13 protein-coding genes are annotated in these 14,371 nt (G+C 69.5%); 3 read left to right on the forward strand and 10 right to left on the reverse strand.

The window, feature by feature from the left end:
- The first annotated feature begins 160 nt into the window (after positions 1-160).
- Complete coding sequence (uvrA, locus tag DACI_RS04180) at positions 161-3,274, forward strand: excinuclease ABC subunit UvrA (RefSeq protein WP_012202751.1); 3,114 nt, start codon at positions 161-163, stop codon at positions 3,272-3,274.
- 8 nt (positions 3,275-3,282) lie between these two features.
- Complete coding sequence (locus DACI_RS04185) at positions 3,283-4,437, forward strand: NAD(P)/FAD-dependent oxidoreductase (protein WP_012202752.1); 1,155 nt, start codon at positions 3,283-3,285, stop codon at positions 4,435-4,437.
- Positions 4,438-4,458: 21 nt separating this feature from the next.
- On the opposite strand, the gene DACI_RS04190 is transcribed toward DACI_RS04185, so the two are convergent.
- From DACI_RS04190 to pyrF, 4 genes are all read right to left on the reverse strand, one after another.
- Positions 4,459-5,436 carry a M14 family metallopeptidase gene (locus DACI_RS04190; protein ID WP_012202753.1) on the reverse strand — a complete coding sequence of 326 codons (978 nt, stop codon included), beginning with the start codon at positions 5,434-5,436 and terminating at the stop codon, positions 4,459-4,461.
- Between the two features lie 150 nt (positions 5,437-5,586).
- The gene (locus DACI_RS04195) at positions 5,587-6,570 is read right to left on the reverse strand and encodes a Bug family tripartite tricarboxylate transporter substrate binding protein (protein WP_043780594.1); all 984 of its coding nucleotides are present in this window, start codon (positions 6,568-6,570) and stop codon (positions 5,587-5,589) included.
- Positions 6,571-6,725: 155 nt separating this feature from the next.
- Positions 6,726-7,631 (reverse strand): LysR family transcriptional regulator, encoded by a 906-nt coding sequence (locus DACI_RS04200; RefSeq protein ID WP_012202755.1) that lies wholly within the window; start codon positions 7,629-7,631, stop codon positions 6,726-6,728.
- A gap of 20 nt (positions 7,632-7,651) precedes the next feature.
- A complete protein-coding gene (gene pyrF, locus DACI_RS04205; protein WP_012202756.1) occupies positions 7,652-8,479 on the reverse strand; it encodes an orotidine-5'-phosphate decarboxylase in 828 nt (275 codons plus the stop codon).
- 88 nt (positions 8,480-8,567) lie between these two features.
- Here pyrF and DACI_RS04210 point away from each other — a divergent pair, with 88 nt between their 5' ends.
- On the forward strand, positions 8,568-9,449 hold the full coding sequence (locus DACI_RS04210) for a DMT family transporter (protein WP_034389732.1): 882 nt from the start codon (positions 8,568-8,570) through the stop codon (positions 9,447-9,449).
- Positions 9,450-9,523: 74 nt separating this feature from the next.
- Here DACI_RS04210 and DACI_RS04215 read toward each other — a convergent pair whose 3' ends face one another.
- From DACI_RS04215 to fmt, 6 genes are all read right to left on the reverse strand, one after another.
- On the reverse strand, positions 9,524-10,123 hold the full coding sequence (locus DACI_RS04215) for a FlgO family outer membrane protein (RefSeq protein WP_012202758.1): 600 nt from the start codon (positions 10,121-10,123) through the stop codon (positions 9,524-9,526).
- A complete protein-coding gene (locus tag DACI_RS04220) occupies positions 10,120-10,659 on the reverse strand; it encodes a hypothetical protein (protein WP_012202759.1) in 540 nt (179 codons plus the stop codon). The genes DACI_RS04215 and DACI_RS04220 overlap by 4 nt, the downstream gene beginning before the upstream one ends.
- A 120-nt stretch (positions 10,660-10,779) precedes the next feature.
- The gene (locus DACI_RS04225; protein WP_043783159.1) at positions 10,780-11,973 is read right to left on the reverse strand and encodes a phosphoglycerate kinase; all 1,194 of its coding nucleotides are present in this window, start codon (positions 11,971-11,973) and stop codon (positions 10,780-10,782) included.
- Between the two features lie 193 nt (positions 11,974-12,166).
- Positions 12,167-12,502 carry an AzlD domain-containing protein gene (locus tag DACI_RS04230; protein WP_012202761.1) on the reverse strand — a complete coding sequence of 112 codons (336 nt, stop codon included), beginning with the start codon at positions 12,500-12,502 and terminating at the stop codon, positions 12,167-12,169.
- Positions 12,502-13,365 carry an AzlC family ABC transporter permease gene (locus DACI_RS04235; RefSeq protein WP_012202762.1) on the reverse strand — a complete coding sequence of 288 codons (864 nt, stop codon included), beginning with the start codon at positions 13,363-13,365 and terminating at the stop codon, positions 12,502-12,504. The genes DACI_RS04230 and DACI_RS04235 overlap by 1 nt, the downstream gene beginning before the upstream one ends.
- A complete protein-coding gene (fmt, locus tag DACI_RS04240; protein ID WP_012202763.1) occupies positions 13,362-14,345 on the reverse strand; it encodes a methionyl-tRNA formyltransferase in 984 nt (327 codons plus the stop codon). The genes DACI_RS04235 and fmt overlap by 4 nt, the downstream gene beginning before the upstream one ends.
- Between the last annotated feature and the right edge of the window lie 26 nt (positions 14,346-14,371).

Genomic DNA, 14,371 nt, shown 5'->3' on the forward strand with positions numbered 1-14,371 from the left:
TTCTCGCCCATAGGCCGGCGCTGCGGGGTGGCTGGGTTATGCAAGACAGTTTTGTGAATGGGCGCCGCAGAAGGCCCTGCCGCCCCGCAGACCGAGCCGCCATGCGGTGGCACGGGTTCTGACCTATCATGGCGGGTTAGCCTTCGCAGGGGTTTTCCCGATGCCTGGTTCCCACACGATTTCCGAAGACGGCGGCCTGGACCGGGCCGCCGACTCCCGCTCCCAGCCCGACGGCCGCTACCTTGGCCTGGCGCTGGCGCAGTCACGCATCGCCATCCGCGGTGCGCGCACGCACAACCTCAAGAACATCGACCTGGACATTCCGCGCAACCGCCTGGTGGTGATCACCGGGCTGTCGGGCTCGGGCAAGTCCAGCCTGGCCTTCGACACGCTGTATGCCGAGGGCCAGCGCCGCTATGTGGAGAGCCTGTCGGCCTATGCGCGCCAGTTCCTGGGGCGGCTGGACAAGCCCGATGTGGACCTGATCGAGGGCCTGTCGCCCGCCATCAGCATCGAGCAGAAGGCCACCAGCCACAACCCGCGCTCCACCGTGGGCACGGTGACCGAGATCAACGACTACCTGCGCCTGCTGTTCGCACGCGCCGGCACGCCCTACTGCCCCGACCACAACCTGCCGCTGCAGTCCCAGACCATCAGCCAGATGGTGGATGCGGCCCTGGCCCTGCCCGAGGACACGCGCCTCATGGTGCTGGGGCCGCTGGCGCGCAACAAGAAGGGCGAGTTCGCCGAGCTGTTCGCGCAGATGCAGGCCCAGGGCTATGTGCGCTTTCGCATCGACGGCAAGATCCACGAGTCCCATTCCCTGCCCACGCTGGAGAAGAACGAGCGCCACGACATCGACGTGGTGATCGACCGCCTCAAGGTGCGCGCCGACGCCCAGCAGCGCCTGGCCGAGAGCTTCGAGGCCGCCCTGCGCGCGGGTGGCGCCGACGCCGGCGGCCGCGTGATCGCCCTGGAGATGGACAGCGGCAAGGAACACCTCTTCAGCGCCAAGTTCGCCTGCCCGCTGTGCAGCTATTCGCTGCCCGAGCTGGAGCCGCGCCTGTTCTCGTTCAATTCGCCCATGGGCGCCTGCCCGGGCTGCGACGGCCTGGGCTGCACTGAGTCCTTCGACCCCGAGCGCGTGGTCGCCTTCCCTACGCTGAGCCTGGCCAGCGGCGCCGTCAAGGGCTGGGACCGGCGCAACGGCTACTACTTCTCCATGCTGGAGAGCGTGGCGCGCCACTACGGCACCGATGTGGAACTGCCCTTCGAGGAGCTGCCCGAGAAGGTGCGCCATGTGGTGCTCTGGGGCTCGGGCGAGGAGGAAATGCCCTTCAGCTACGTCTTCGACAGCGGCGCGCGCAAGGGCGAGTCCATGGTCAAGAGCCATCCCTTCGAGGGCATCATTCCCAACATCACGCGGCGCTGGCGCGAGACCGAGTCCAGCGTGGTGCGCGACGATCTGGCGCGGCTGCGCAGCGTCGCCGTCTGCCCCGACTGCGGCGGCACGCGGCTGCGCCGCGAGGCGCGCTTCGTGCGCATTGGCGAGGGCGAGCAGGCCCGCGCCATCTACGAAGTGGGCCACGCCACGCTGGCCGAGGCCCATGCCTGGTGCGCGTCCCTGCAGCTGTCGGGCGCCAAGGCCGAGATCGCGGGCAAGGTGGTGCGCGAGATCGCCTCGCGCCTGCTGTTCCTCAACGACGTGGGCCTGAGCTACCTGAGCCTGGAGCGCGGCGCGGACACCCTGTCCGGCGGCGAGGCCCAGCGCATCCGCCTGGCCAGCCAGATCGGCAGCGGCCTGACGGGCGTGATGTATGTGCTGGACGAGCCCAGCATCGGATTGCACCAGCGCGACAACGACAAGCTCATCGGCACGCTGCAGCACCTGCGCGACATCGGCAACAGCGTCATCGTGGTCGAGCACGACGAGGACATGATGCGCGCGGCCGACCAGATCATCGACCTGGGGCCCGGCGCGGGCGTGCATGGCGGCCGCGTCATGGCCCAGGGCAGCTACGAAGAGGTGCGCGCCAATCCCGATTCACCCACGGGCCGCTACCTGGCGGGCACCCAGCGCATTGAAGTGCCTGCGCGGCGCACGCCCTGGCAACCGGTGCTGGAGGCAACGGCCGAGGGCGAGGCCCGGCCAGCGGCCAAGGGCTTTCCGGCCCGTGCCCAGCAGCCCCCGGCCAATCCCGACAACGCAACCGCCCCCGGCGCGCCGCAACTGCAGGCCCTGCGCGTCGTGGGCGCACGCGGCCACAACCTCAAGGGCGTGACGGCGGACTTTCCCGTGGGCCTGCTGACCTGCGTGACCGGCGTCTCGGGCTCGGGCAAGAGCACCCTGGTCAACGACACGCTCTATACCGAGGCCGCGCGCCAGATCCACCGTGCCGGCGGCGAGGCCGCGCCGCACGACGACATCATCGGCATGGGCCATTTCGACAAGGTCATCAATGTGGACCAGTCACCCATAGGCCGCACGCCGCGCAGCAACCCGGCCACCTACACGGGCCTGTTCACGCCCATCCGCGACCTGATGGCCGAGACCAACACCGCCAAGGAGCGCGGCTACGGCCCCGGGCGCTTCTCGTTCAACGTGGCCGGCGGCCGCTGCGAGGCCTGCCAGGGCGACGGCGTGGTCAAGGTGGAGATGCACTTCCTGCCCGATGTCTACGTGCCCTGCGACATCTGCAACGGCCAGCGCTACAACCGCGAGACGCTGGAGGTGCAGTGGAAGGGCCGCAACATCTCCCAGATCCTGGAGATGACGGTGGAGGACGCCCATGCCTTCTTCAAGGACGTGCCCACCATCGCCCGCAAGCTGCAGACCCTGCTGGACGTGGGCCTGTCCTATATCCGGCTGGGCCAGAGCGCGACCACGCTGTCGGGCGGCGAGGCGCAGCGCGTCAAGCTGGCCCAGGAGCTGTCCAAGCGCGACACGGGGCGCACGCTCTACATCCTGGACGAGCCCACGACGGGCCTGCACTTCGCCGACATCGCCCTGCTGCTCAAGGTGCTGCAGCAGCTGCGCGATGCGGGCAACACCATCGTGGTCATCGAGCACAACCTGGACGTGATCAAGACGGCCGACTGGATCATCGACATGGGCCCCGAAGGCGGCTCGGGCGGCGGTCAGGTGGTGGCCACGGGCACGCCCGAGGACGTGGCGGCCAACCCGGCCAGCCATACGGGGCGCTATCTGCGGCCCTATCTGGAGGCAGCGTCGGCTCCTGCGCAGGCCAAGCCAGGCCGCAAGAACGCAAAGTGAGGCCGGCCATGGACAGCAGCATCCGTGATTTCGTGGTGGTGGGCGCGGGCATGGCCGGTGCCTCGGTGGCCTGGCAGCTGGCGCGCGATGGCGGCGCCTCGGTGCTGGTGCTGGAGCGCGAATCCCAGCCTGGCTACCACAGCACGGGCCGCTCGGCCGCGCTGTATGAGGAGCACTATGGCCCGCTGCAGGTCCAGGCGCTGACGCGCGCCAGCCGCGCCTTCTACGAGCAGCCGCCGCAGGGCTTTGTGCAGGCGCCCATCCTGGCGCCGCGCGGCGTGCTCTATGTGGGCACGGCCGCGCAGAAGGACCTGCTCGATGCCGCCCATGCCGAGGCGCTCCTGCACTCGCCCCATGCGCGGCGCCTGGGCCCCGATGAACTCAAGGCCCTGGTGCCCTGCCTGAACACCACGCTGCTGGTCGATGGCTTTGCGGACGACGGCGCACGCGACATCGACGTGCACGGCCTGCACCAGGGATTCCTGCGCGGCCTGCGCCAGTGCGGCGGCGAGCTGCGCTGCAGCGCCGAGGTCCGTGCGCTGGCGCAGGCCGCAGGTGTCTGGACCCTGGACCTGGCCGACGGCAGCCAAGTGCGCGCGCGCTGCGTGGTCAACGCGGCCGGCGCCTGGGCCGATGCGCTGGGTGCGCTGGCGGGCGCAGCGCCCATCGGCCTGGTGCCCAAGCGGCGCAGTGCCTTCACCTTTGCCGTGCCCGAAGGCATGGATGCCGCGCACTGGCCCGCCGTGATCAGCGCCGACGAGGGCTTTTACTTCAAGCCCGATGCAGGCCAGCTGCTGGGCTCGCCCGCCAATGCCGACCCCGTGGCGCCGCAGGACGTGGCGCCCGAGGAACTGGACGTGGCCACGGGCATCTGGCGCATCGAGGAAGTGACCACGCTGCAGATCCGCCGCCCCTCCCACACCTGGGCCGGGCTGCGCAGCTTCGTGGCCGACGGCGAGATGGCCGTGGGCTGGGATGCCTCGCCTGCGCCGCTGCCGGGCTTTTTCTGGGTGGCCGCCCAGGGCGGCTACGGCATACAGAGCGCCTTCGGCTACAGCCTGCTGGCGCGCAACCTGCTGCGCGGCGAGCCGCTGGATGTGCGCCTGGCCGCGCAGGGCGTGCAGCCTGAACGGCTGTCGCCCGCGCGCTGTCAGCGCAGCTGAGGTTCGGTTGAAGCGTGCCGCTCAGAGCGGCGAGCGCCGCGCGAAGCGCACCACGGTCACGCCCGCACGCGCCTGGCGCACCGAGGGCATGACCAGCACGCAGTCGCCATAGGGCGTGATCACCGGCTCGCCATCGTTGTCGCCGATCACCGTGCCGGCCTTCTCGAAGCGCTCCAGCCCCGTGAACGGCGCCGTGAAGCGAAAGCCGCTGCTCTTGGCCACCACGGGCGCCGTGACTTCCAGCGCCCACTGGGCCGGTGCGTCGGCCTGCTTCCAGCCGGGCAGGGCGGCGTGCAGCGCGCCGTTGTCGAAGATGGCGGCCACTTCGAGGAAACGCAGGCACTGGTCGTGCGCCACGTCGCGGCTGGCCAGATCGCCGTGGAAGCCGCATTCGATCAGCAGCGAGCGCGAGTCGCCGGCCTCGGCGTCGGGCAGGCCGAAGCGCCCGTAGTCGCGCAGCCGCGTGCCGTCCTTGTGGCCGGCATCCACGACGATGTTCGCCGGCGCGCCCATCTGGCGTGCCAGATCGCGGTTGCGCGGCTGCATGCCGGTCAGCAGCAGCGGGGCCGAGGGCTCGTGCATGGAATGCAGGTCCAGCAGCCAGTCGGCCTGCTGCACGAAGGGGCGCAGCGCGGCGGCGCGGCGGCGTTCGCGGGTGCTGCCCTCGTCGATGCGTGCGTCTATCCACTGGCGGTTCATGTCCTCGTCCACGAAGCGCGAGGCATCGTGGCTGGCCGCGTCGAAGCGGTCGAAGGCATCGAGGTTGGCCAGCACCAGGGTCAGGCGGCCGTTGTCCAGCGCCAGGCCGTTGTTCAGGGCCTGAAGCAGCCCGGACACGGCCCAGGCGCCGCAGATCTCGTTGCCGTGCACCAGCGCGGAAATCATCACGTGGCGGCCCGGGCGTCCCGAGTCGAATTGCCACACGCCCTCGGTACCGGTATTGCCCGCGCGCCAGGCGCTCAGGTCGGGCAGGGGAAGGTCAAATCGCAAAGTTTCCATCACTCACTCCGTGGTCTACAACCCTGATGCAATGCGCACTGCCTTTGGAACTGGCGTGACCCAGGCGAGGGACAGCGAGCAAGGGCCGCCCCGCAGCGAGGCTGTCGTCCCCCTTCAAGGGGGAAGGCGCGGAGCGACTCAGGGGGTTATTTAGTTCTCAATATGGGCAAACTGGACGATTTTTGTGTACTTGGCGATCTCGGCGTTGATGTACTTGCCGGCATCCGTCTTGGGATCGGCCACCACCGAGCCTGCCTCTTCCATCTTCTTGCGGAACTCTGGCGAGGCCATGGTCTCGTCCAGCGCCTTCTTGACCTTGGCGGCCACGGGTGCGGGCAGGCCCTTGGGCGCCATCAGTGCGAACCAGACGTTGATGTCCACGTTCTTGTACTGGGGCAGCTCGGACAGGGCCGGGATGTCGGGCGTGATGGCCGAGCGCTTGGCCTCCGTCGTGCCCAGGGCGATGACCTTGCCCGCGCGGATCTGGGGCAGTCCCGAGGACAGCACGAACATGCCGAACTCGATGTTGTTGCCCACCAGGTCCGTGGTCAGGGGCGCCACGCCCCGATAGGGGATGTGGGTCATGTGCAGCTTGCCCTGCTCCTTGATCATTTCACCGGCCAGGTGCAGTGCCGTGCCCACGCCCGAGCTGCCGTAGCTGAACTTGCCCGGGTTCTTGGCCACCAGGGCGCTGAACTCGGCGGCTGTCTTGACGCCGGCCTTCTGCGAGGCCACCAGCACCATGGGCTGCGAGCCGATCATGCCGATGGGCGTGAAGTCGCCGATGGAGTACTTGATGCTCTTGTTGATCAGCCGTGCGATGGCCAGCTCGTTGTTGGCGCCCACGAACAGCGTGTAGCCGTCGGGCGTGGCCTTGACGGCCTTTTGCGCCCCGATGGCGCCGCCTGCGCCGCCCAGGTTCTCCACCACCACGGGCTGGCCCAGGCGCGAGGCCAGGCCATCGGCCACGAAGCGGCCCACCAGGTCGGTGCTGCCGCCGGCAGGGTAGCCCACGATCATGGTGATGGCACGGTTGGGGTAGCTGGCGGCGTCGTCGGCGAAGGCGCTGCCGGTGGCGGCGATCAGCAGGCCGCAGGCCAGGGCGGTGCGGCGCAGGAGGGAGTTGCTGGGCATGGGGTTATTCCTGAAATGTATGAGATTGATTGTGCGAAGGACTACCCAGGCATTTGGTGCTGATTCGGCACGAGGCGGAGCCATTGCAGCACCAAAACCCGCTTGTTCCACAGCGCGGTGCGGGTTTGCACCAGGAGGGCGCATGCATGCACCCGTCAGGCGCCCGTGATGTCGCTCCAGAACTGCTCGGCCGCAGGGCCCAGGTGGCGCTTGGGACGGTACAGGCGCACGTCGAAGTGCACTTCCAGGCCCGGGTCGCCGGCCACGGCCAGGCGGCCGGCCTGGCAGTCGCCGCGCACCATGGACCACGGCATCCAGGCCAGACCCAGGCCGCGCAGCACGTATTCGTAGTGGGCGTCGGCCGAGTCGCAGTCCACGCAGCGGCGCAGGCGCGGCGCCAGCGGATGCCGGGCCAGGTGGTCTTCCACCAGGCGGCCCAGGGCCATGCTGTGCGAGAAGGCCAGGTAGGGCACGGGAGCGACGGGCTGGTGGCTGGCCGACAGCTCGTACAGCGGACGGCCCTGGGCATCGGCGCGGGCCACGGGCACCAGCCTGTCCTGCATCACCGTCAGGTAGCTGAACTGGCGACCATCCAGGCGCACGCCAATGGCGGCGTGGTGGTAGACCAGCGTGAAGCTGACTTCGCCGCGCTGCAGCATGGCCACGGTCTCGTCCAGCGTGCGTGTGACCACGCGCAGCTCGGCCGTCTGCAGCACGCTGCCGTGGCGCGTCAGCCAGTCGGCCACGATGGTGCGCGCCAGCGTGCGCCCCGTGGCCAGGGTGATCACGCGGGCCTGGCGCCCGGCCACGGCCTGCAGTTCATCGTGCGACTGGGCCAGCGTGCGCACCAGTTGCTCGGCCGTATCGCGGAAGGCTTCGCCGGCCGGCGTCAGCCGCACGGGGCCGCCGCCGGGCTCGACCAGGGGCGTGCCGGCCCAGGCCTCCAGCGCGCGGATGCGCCGCCCGAAGGCCGGATGGGTGACATGGCGCAGCTCGGCCGCGCGCGTGAAGCTGCGCTCCTGGGCCAGCAGCAGGAAGTCTTCCAGCCATTTGCCTTGCATGGCCGGGCTTCCCTGCCGTCTCAGGCGGCGGCTGCGTCTTGCAGCGTCTGGCGCGTGGCCTGGGCGGCGGTGCGCGCGGCAGCAGCGAAGTCGTCGCCCTGCGACGCATAGAGCACCGCACGCGAGGAATTGATGATGATGGGGCCGCCGCCGATGCGCGCCGCCTTGACCGTGGCCACGGCATCGCCCCCCTGGGCGCCCACGCCGGGAATCAGCAGCGGCAGCGAGGGCGCGAATTCACGCACGCGCTCGATCTCCTGCGGGCGCGTGGCGCCCACCACCAGGCCGAGCTGGCCGTTGGTGTTCCAGGGCCCCTGCGCCAGGCGCGCCACATGCTCGAACAGGTGGGGCTGGCCCGGCAGGTCGGCCAGGCGCTGGGCCTGCAGGTCGTCACCGCCGGGGTTGGAGGTGCGGCACAGCAGGAAGGCGCCCTTGCCCTCGTACTGCAGGTAGGGCGTGATGGAGTCGAAGCCCATGAAGGGCGACAGGGTCACGGCGTCGGCGCCGTAGCGCTCGAAGGCTTCCTTGGCGTATTGCTCTGCCGTGGAGCCGATGTCGCCGCGCTTGGCGTCCAGGATGATGGGCACATGGGGCGCGACGGCGCGCATGTGCGCCATGAGCTTTTCCAGCTGGTCTTCGGCGCGGTGGGCCGCGAAGTAGGCGATCTGGGGCTTGAAGGAGTTCACCAGGTCGGCCGTGGCGTCGACGATGGCGGCGCAGAAGTCGTAGATTTTGCTTGCATCGCCGCGCATGGCCGCAGGAAAGCGGCTGGGTTCGGGGTCCAGGCCCACGCACAGCATGGATTGGTTCTGGGCGGTGGCATTGCGCAGCATGTCGAGAAAGGTCATGGGGCGCGATTTTAGCGATCGGCCCTTCCCGGGGCCTGTCGCCGGGCATCCAGCGGGCCTGGCGGCCCGCGGGCACAATCGGCGGCCTATGCCTGCCTTCACCGCCCGACAAATCCTTTTGCTGATCGCGCTGACCCTGATCTGGGGCATCAACTGGCCGGTGATGAAGCTGGGCGTGCAGCATTTCCCGCCGCTGAGTTTCCGCATGGCCTCGATGTGGGTGGGCCTGCCCATCCTGGCGGCCTTCGTGGTCTGGCGCCGCCTGCCGCTGGCCGTGCCGCGCGCCTATTGGCCCCGGCTGGCGCAGCTGACGCTGTTCAACATGGTGCTGTGGAACAGCCTGATCATCATTGCCATCCCGATGCTGTCCAGCGGGCGGGCGGCCATCCTGGGCTACACCATGCCCATCTTCTCGGCCGTGCTGGGCAGCCTGTTCTTCCATGACCGGCTGGCGCCGCGTGCCTGGGCGGGTGTGGCGGCGGCCTTGGCGGGCGTGCTCCTGCTGCTGTGGCACGAGGTCGGCGCCCTGGGCAGCCGCCCCATCGGCGTGGGCCTGATGCTGGCCGCCGCGCTGAGCTGGGCCTTCGGCACGCAGAAGCTGCGCCGCGCCGAGGTGCCCGTGCCCCTGCTGACGATGACGCTGTGGATGGTGGCGCTGACCGCACTGACGCTCACGGTGCTGGCCTTCGTCTTCGAGCGCCACCTGTGGCACTGGCCTGATGCTCAGGCCACGGGCGCCATCGTCTTCAACGGCGTGCTGGTGCTGGGCTTTGGCCAGACGGTCTGGTTCTTCCTGGCGCGCAGCCTGCCGCCCGTGGCGTCCACGCTGAGCGTGATGATGATCCCCGTGCTGGGCGTGTTCAGCGGCGCCTGGTGGCTGGGCGAGGTGCTGCACTGGCAGGACTGGACGGCCGTGGCGCTGATGGTGGTGGCCATCGCCTCGGTGCTGTGGCCGGCGCGCGGCCGCTGAGGGCAAGCAGGCGAAGGTCGGGAGAAGAAGACGCAGCCTGACTGCGCACACGGGCGCAGTCAGGCTGCAGGGCCTCAGCGTTGCGCCGTGGCCGGGGCGCCCAGCAGGCGCTGGATGTCGATGTTGTTGGGCAGCGCGTAGTCGTGGCTGCGCACGATGCGGCTGTCGTCGGTGCGAACCAGCTTCAGGCTCACATAGGTGTACTTGGCAGCCGCCGAGTACGTGCCCACCAGGACCAGGGCCGCATTGTGGTTGCGGGCGATGTCCTTGATCTCGCGCGACAGCAGCAGCTCGCCCGTGCCTTCCTTGACGTACACATCGCCGCGCAGCTTCAGCTCCTTGACGTTGTAGCCCTTGGCGGACAGCTGGGAGGCGTACAGCTCGCTGAGCGTGCGGCCCAGGGGGGCCGAGCGCGTCAGGTCGTTGACGTTGACCACGGTGGCCACGAGCACGGGCGCCTCGCCCAGTTCCTCGGTGTTCAGGCCCTTGACCAGCTCGTCCACGGCAGCGCGGCTGCTGGCGATGAAGGGGTTGGCTGCGGCCGACTGGTAGGTGGGCTCGCCGCGGCGCGCGGCCGACGATTCGGGCGTGGTCGCGGGAGCGGGCACGGCGCAGGCGGACAGCAGGGCCGCCGCAGCCAGTGCGGCAGGCAGGAGGGGCGTGCGCAGTGTCATTGGCCCACCACCTTCAGGTTCTTGGCGGGGAATTCGGGGCGCTCGTCCTCGGCCGTGAATAGCACGGCGTCACTCTTTTCGAGGTAGTAGACGTCGGTCTTGCGCGCCAGGTACTGGTTGTTGCGCACCACCGTCGTCGTCAGCACGAGTTCGGGGTTGGGCAGGCGCTTGCCGTGGCGCACGACCTGGGCGCCGTAGCTCACCTGCAGCTGGGCCTGGGCCGGCTGCTGCATGACGGTCACGCCGCTTTGCACGAGCTTGGTGATGATCAGCTCACGAAAGCCCTTGTCGAACTGGCTGGGCTCGGCAGGCAGGGCCACGTGGACCGGCGTGGTGCGCTCGATGCCGGTCTTTTGCAGTGTTTCCAGCGTCTTGGCGACGACATCGTTGGCCACGGAGTCCCAGTGGCCGGCAGCGCCGATCTTGGGCTGGGCCGTGGCTTCGAAGTAGCTGGTCATCGGTGCATTGACGCAGCCCGCCAGGGCCAGGCAGAGGCCCGCCAGGGCCAGGCCGCCAGCGGATTTGAACGATCGCATGGATTTCTCCTCGGTGCGGGGGCGCGCTGCGGCGGATTGCTGCAGCTGCGCAAAGTGTCGATTGTGGCTTCGCCGCGAGGCACTGACAAGAAAGTGCCCCGTATCCGGATGTTGCCGTGCTCAGCCGTTGGCGCGCTTTTGCAGGATCTCGAAGGCGGGCAGGGTCTTGCCTTCCAGCACCTCCAGGAAGGCGCCGCCGCCCGTGGAGATGTAGCCGACCTTGTCCTCGATGCCGTACTTGGCGATGGCGGCCAGGGTGTCGCCGCCACCGGCGATGCTGAAGGCGTCGGACTCGGCAATCGCCTGGGCCACGACCTTGGTGCCGTTGGCGAACTGGTCGAACTCGAACACGCCCATGGGGCCGTTCCAGACGATGGTGCCGGCCTTGCGCAGTTGCTCGGCCAGGCGGGCGGCGGTCTCGGGGCCGATGTCCAGGATCATGTCGTCGTCAGCCACTTCGGTGGCCTTCTTGACGGTGGCGGGCGCGTCGGCCGCAAAGGTCTTGGAGACCACCACGTCGGTCGGAATCGGCACCTCGGCGCCGCGTGCGGCCATGGCGTCGATCACGGCGCGGGCCTCGCCGACCAGGTCGGCCTCGGCCAGGCTCTTGCCGATGTTCAGGCCCGCGGCCAGCATGAAGGTGTTGGCAATGCCGCCGCCCACGATGAGCTGGTCCACGTTCTTGGCCAGCGACTGCAGGATGGTCAGCTTGGTCGACACCTTGGAGCCGGCCACGATGGCGGCCAGCGGGCGGCGCGGGTTGGCCAGGGCCTTGGTGATGGCGTCGATCTCGGCCGACAGCAGGGGACCCGCGCAGGCAATGGGCGCGAACTGGGCGATGCCGTAGGTCGTGCCTTCGGCACGGTGGGCAGTGCCGAAGGCGTCGTGCACGAAGATGTCGCACAGCGCGGCCAGCTTGCGGGCCAGTTCTTCCTTGTTCTTCTTCTCGCCCACGTTCACGCGGCAGTTCTCCAGCAGAACGACCTGGCCGGGCGCCACCTGCACGCCGTCCACCCAGTCGGCGACCAGGGGCACTTCGCGGCCCAGCAGCTCGCCCAGGCGGCGGGCCACGGGCGCCAGCGAATCGGCGGGCTTGAACTCGCCTTCGGTGGGGCGGCCCAGGTGGCTGGTCACCATCACGGCGGCGCCGGCCTTCAGCGCCATCTCGATGGCGGGCACGGAGGCGCGCACGCGCGTGTCCTCGGTGATCTCGCCGGCATCGTTCAGGGGCACGTTGAGGTCGGCGCGGATGAAGACGCGCTGGCCCTGGGCCTTGCCCTGGGCGCACAGATCGGAGAAACGGAGAATGTTCATGACGGCGGCGTTGCGATCGGTGGCGATCGCCATGGAATTGAAACGAAAAAGAGGTAAAGCGCGGCCATTGTAGGCGGCGTGCCCGCCCCGGCTGCGGGCGGGCGCACCGGCGATCCGGGGCATCGGGAGCCGCCTGTAATCCGGTTTCAGCCGGGGAGCCGGGCGCTCTCGGCCGCTCTTGGCCGCGCTGCGCCTACCAGCCCAGGCCGATATGCAGTGGCAGATAGACCGCCATGCCAAGCGCGATCGTTCCCATGATGCTGCGCTTGTAAAAAAAATACATGACCGCGCAAGCCAGGGCCGGCAGGCGCGCATCGACCACGGTGGAGATCAGCCGGCCGTTGGTCATCACGATCTCGGGCGCAATCACGGCCGCCAGGGCCGCCAGCGGCGCGTACTTGAGGCCGCGCTTGAGCCATTGCGGCAAGGGCACCTCGCGCTCTGGAATCAGGAAGAAGGCGCGTGTGAACAGCGTGATGGCCGCCAGGCCCACGCAGGCCAGCCAGGGCCACAGCCAGGACAGATCCATCAGAGCGTTTCCTTTTCCTTGGTTTGCACGGGCCGGGCGTCTTCGTCCAGCGGCAGCCGGGCATGGCGCTCGCCGCGGGCTGTATCGGGCGGGAGAATCACCGGGCCTGGCTCCCCTTTTTCAGGCGCCTGCAGGGCGCGCAGGCGCTGCTGCAGCGTTTCCGCCAGCAGGCCTGCGGCCACGGCTGCCGCGATGGCCACGAGGATATTGAGCTTGAGCGGCAGCGCAAAGGCCGCCACGGCCGCGCTGGCAGCAACCACGCCTGCCACCCAGGTGGCCCGGTCGTTGAGCATGGACAGCAGCACGCCCATCAGGGCCAGCACGCCCGCAAAGCCCAGGCCCCAGGACAGGGGCACCTGGTCGGCCAGCAGGATGCCCAGCGTGGACGGGATCTGCCAGGCCAGCCAGTTGGTCGATGCGGCGCCCCAGAAATAGGGCAACTGCTCGGGCTGGGGCCGGGCATCGGGGTAGCGCTTCATGAAGCCCACGAAGATCACGTCGCCGCTGAAATAGGCGATGGCCAGGCGGTGGCGCAGGCGCAGGTGGGCAAAGTAGCTGCGCCACATGCTGCTGAGGATGACGAAGCGCAGGTTCACGCAGATGGCCGTGAACCAGACCACCCACATGGGCGCGCCCACGGCCATCAGCGGCAGCACGGCCAGCTGGGCACTGCCGGCATAGACCAGCAGGCCCATGAACAGCGCCAGGGGCAGGGACATGCCGCTCTTGATCATGGCCACGCCCGTGACCAGGCCCCAGGCGCCTATGCCCAGCGCCGTGCCCGACATGTCGCGCACGCCGGTCATGAAGGCGGGATCGCGCGCAATGCCGCGTGCGCGCTCCACCAGGGGCTGCAGGTTCATGGCGTGCCGCCGCTGGCAGCACCGTCCAGAACGGCTCCTTCAGGCAGATCGAAGCCGCGCAGGAAATCGCCGGCCGCCAGCCGCTTGCCGCCCGCGCGCTGCAGCAGCGTCATGCACAGCACGCCATTGCCGCAGGCCACGCGCACGCCGTCGGCGCCTGCGGACAGCACGGTGCCGGGGGCTGCCGTCCCCACGGCGATGGCGGGGTCGGCGTGAGCCTCCCAGACCTTGATGGATTCATCGCCGTACTGCGTGGCGCCGCCCGGGAAGGGGTTGAAGGCGCGCAGGCGCCGGGCAATGGCCTCGGCATCCTGGCGCCAGTCGATCTGGCTTTCGGCCTTTTCGATCTTGTGCGCGTAGTTCACGCCCTCGGCGGGCTGGGGCGTGCGCGGCAGGCCGCCGCAGGCGCTCATCTCCAGCGCCTCGACGATGAGGCGCCCGCCCAGGTCGGCCAGCTTGTCGTGCAGGCTGGCCGTGGTGTCGTCGGCGGTGATGGGCAGGCGCTCGACCAGGCACATGTCGCCCGTGTCCAGGCCGGCGTCCATCTGCATGATGGTGACGCCGGTCTCGGCATCGCCGGCCTCGATGGCGCGGTGGATGGGGGCGGCGCCGCGCCAGCGCGGCAGCAGGCTGGCGTGGATGTTCAGGCAGCCGCGCGGGGGCGTATCGAGCACCCACTGCGGCAGGATCAGCCCGTAGGCGGCCACGACCATGACATCGGCCTGGGCCGCTTCGATGGCGGCGCGGGCGGCGGCGGCCTCTTCGGGGTATTTGCCGTCCAGGCGCAGGCTGCGCGGCTGGGCCACGGCAATGCCATGCTCCAGCGCGCACTGCTTGACGGGCGAGGCCTGCAGCTTCATGCCGCGCCCGGCGGGACGGTCGGGCTGGGTCAGCACCAGGGGGACGGTAAAGCCCGCGGCGAGCAGGCGTTCAAGGGCAACGCGCGCGAACTCGGGCGTGCCGGCAAAAATGACTCTCATGCAATCCAGTAGGGACAGTGGGACGG

Source organism: Delftia acidovorans SPH-1, assembly GCF_000018665.1.
Lineage (GTDB): Bacteria > Pseudomonadota > Gammaproteobacteria > Burkholderiales > Burkholderiaceae_C > Comamonas > Comamonas acidovorans.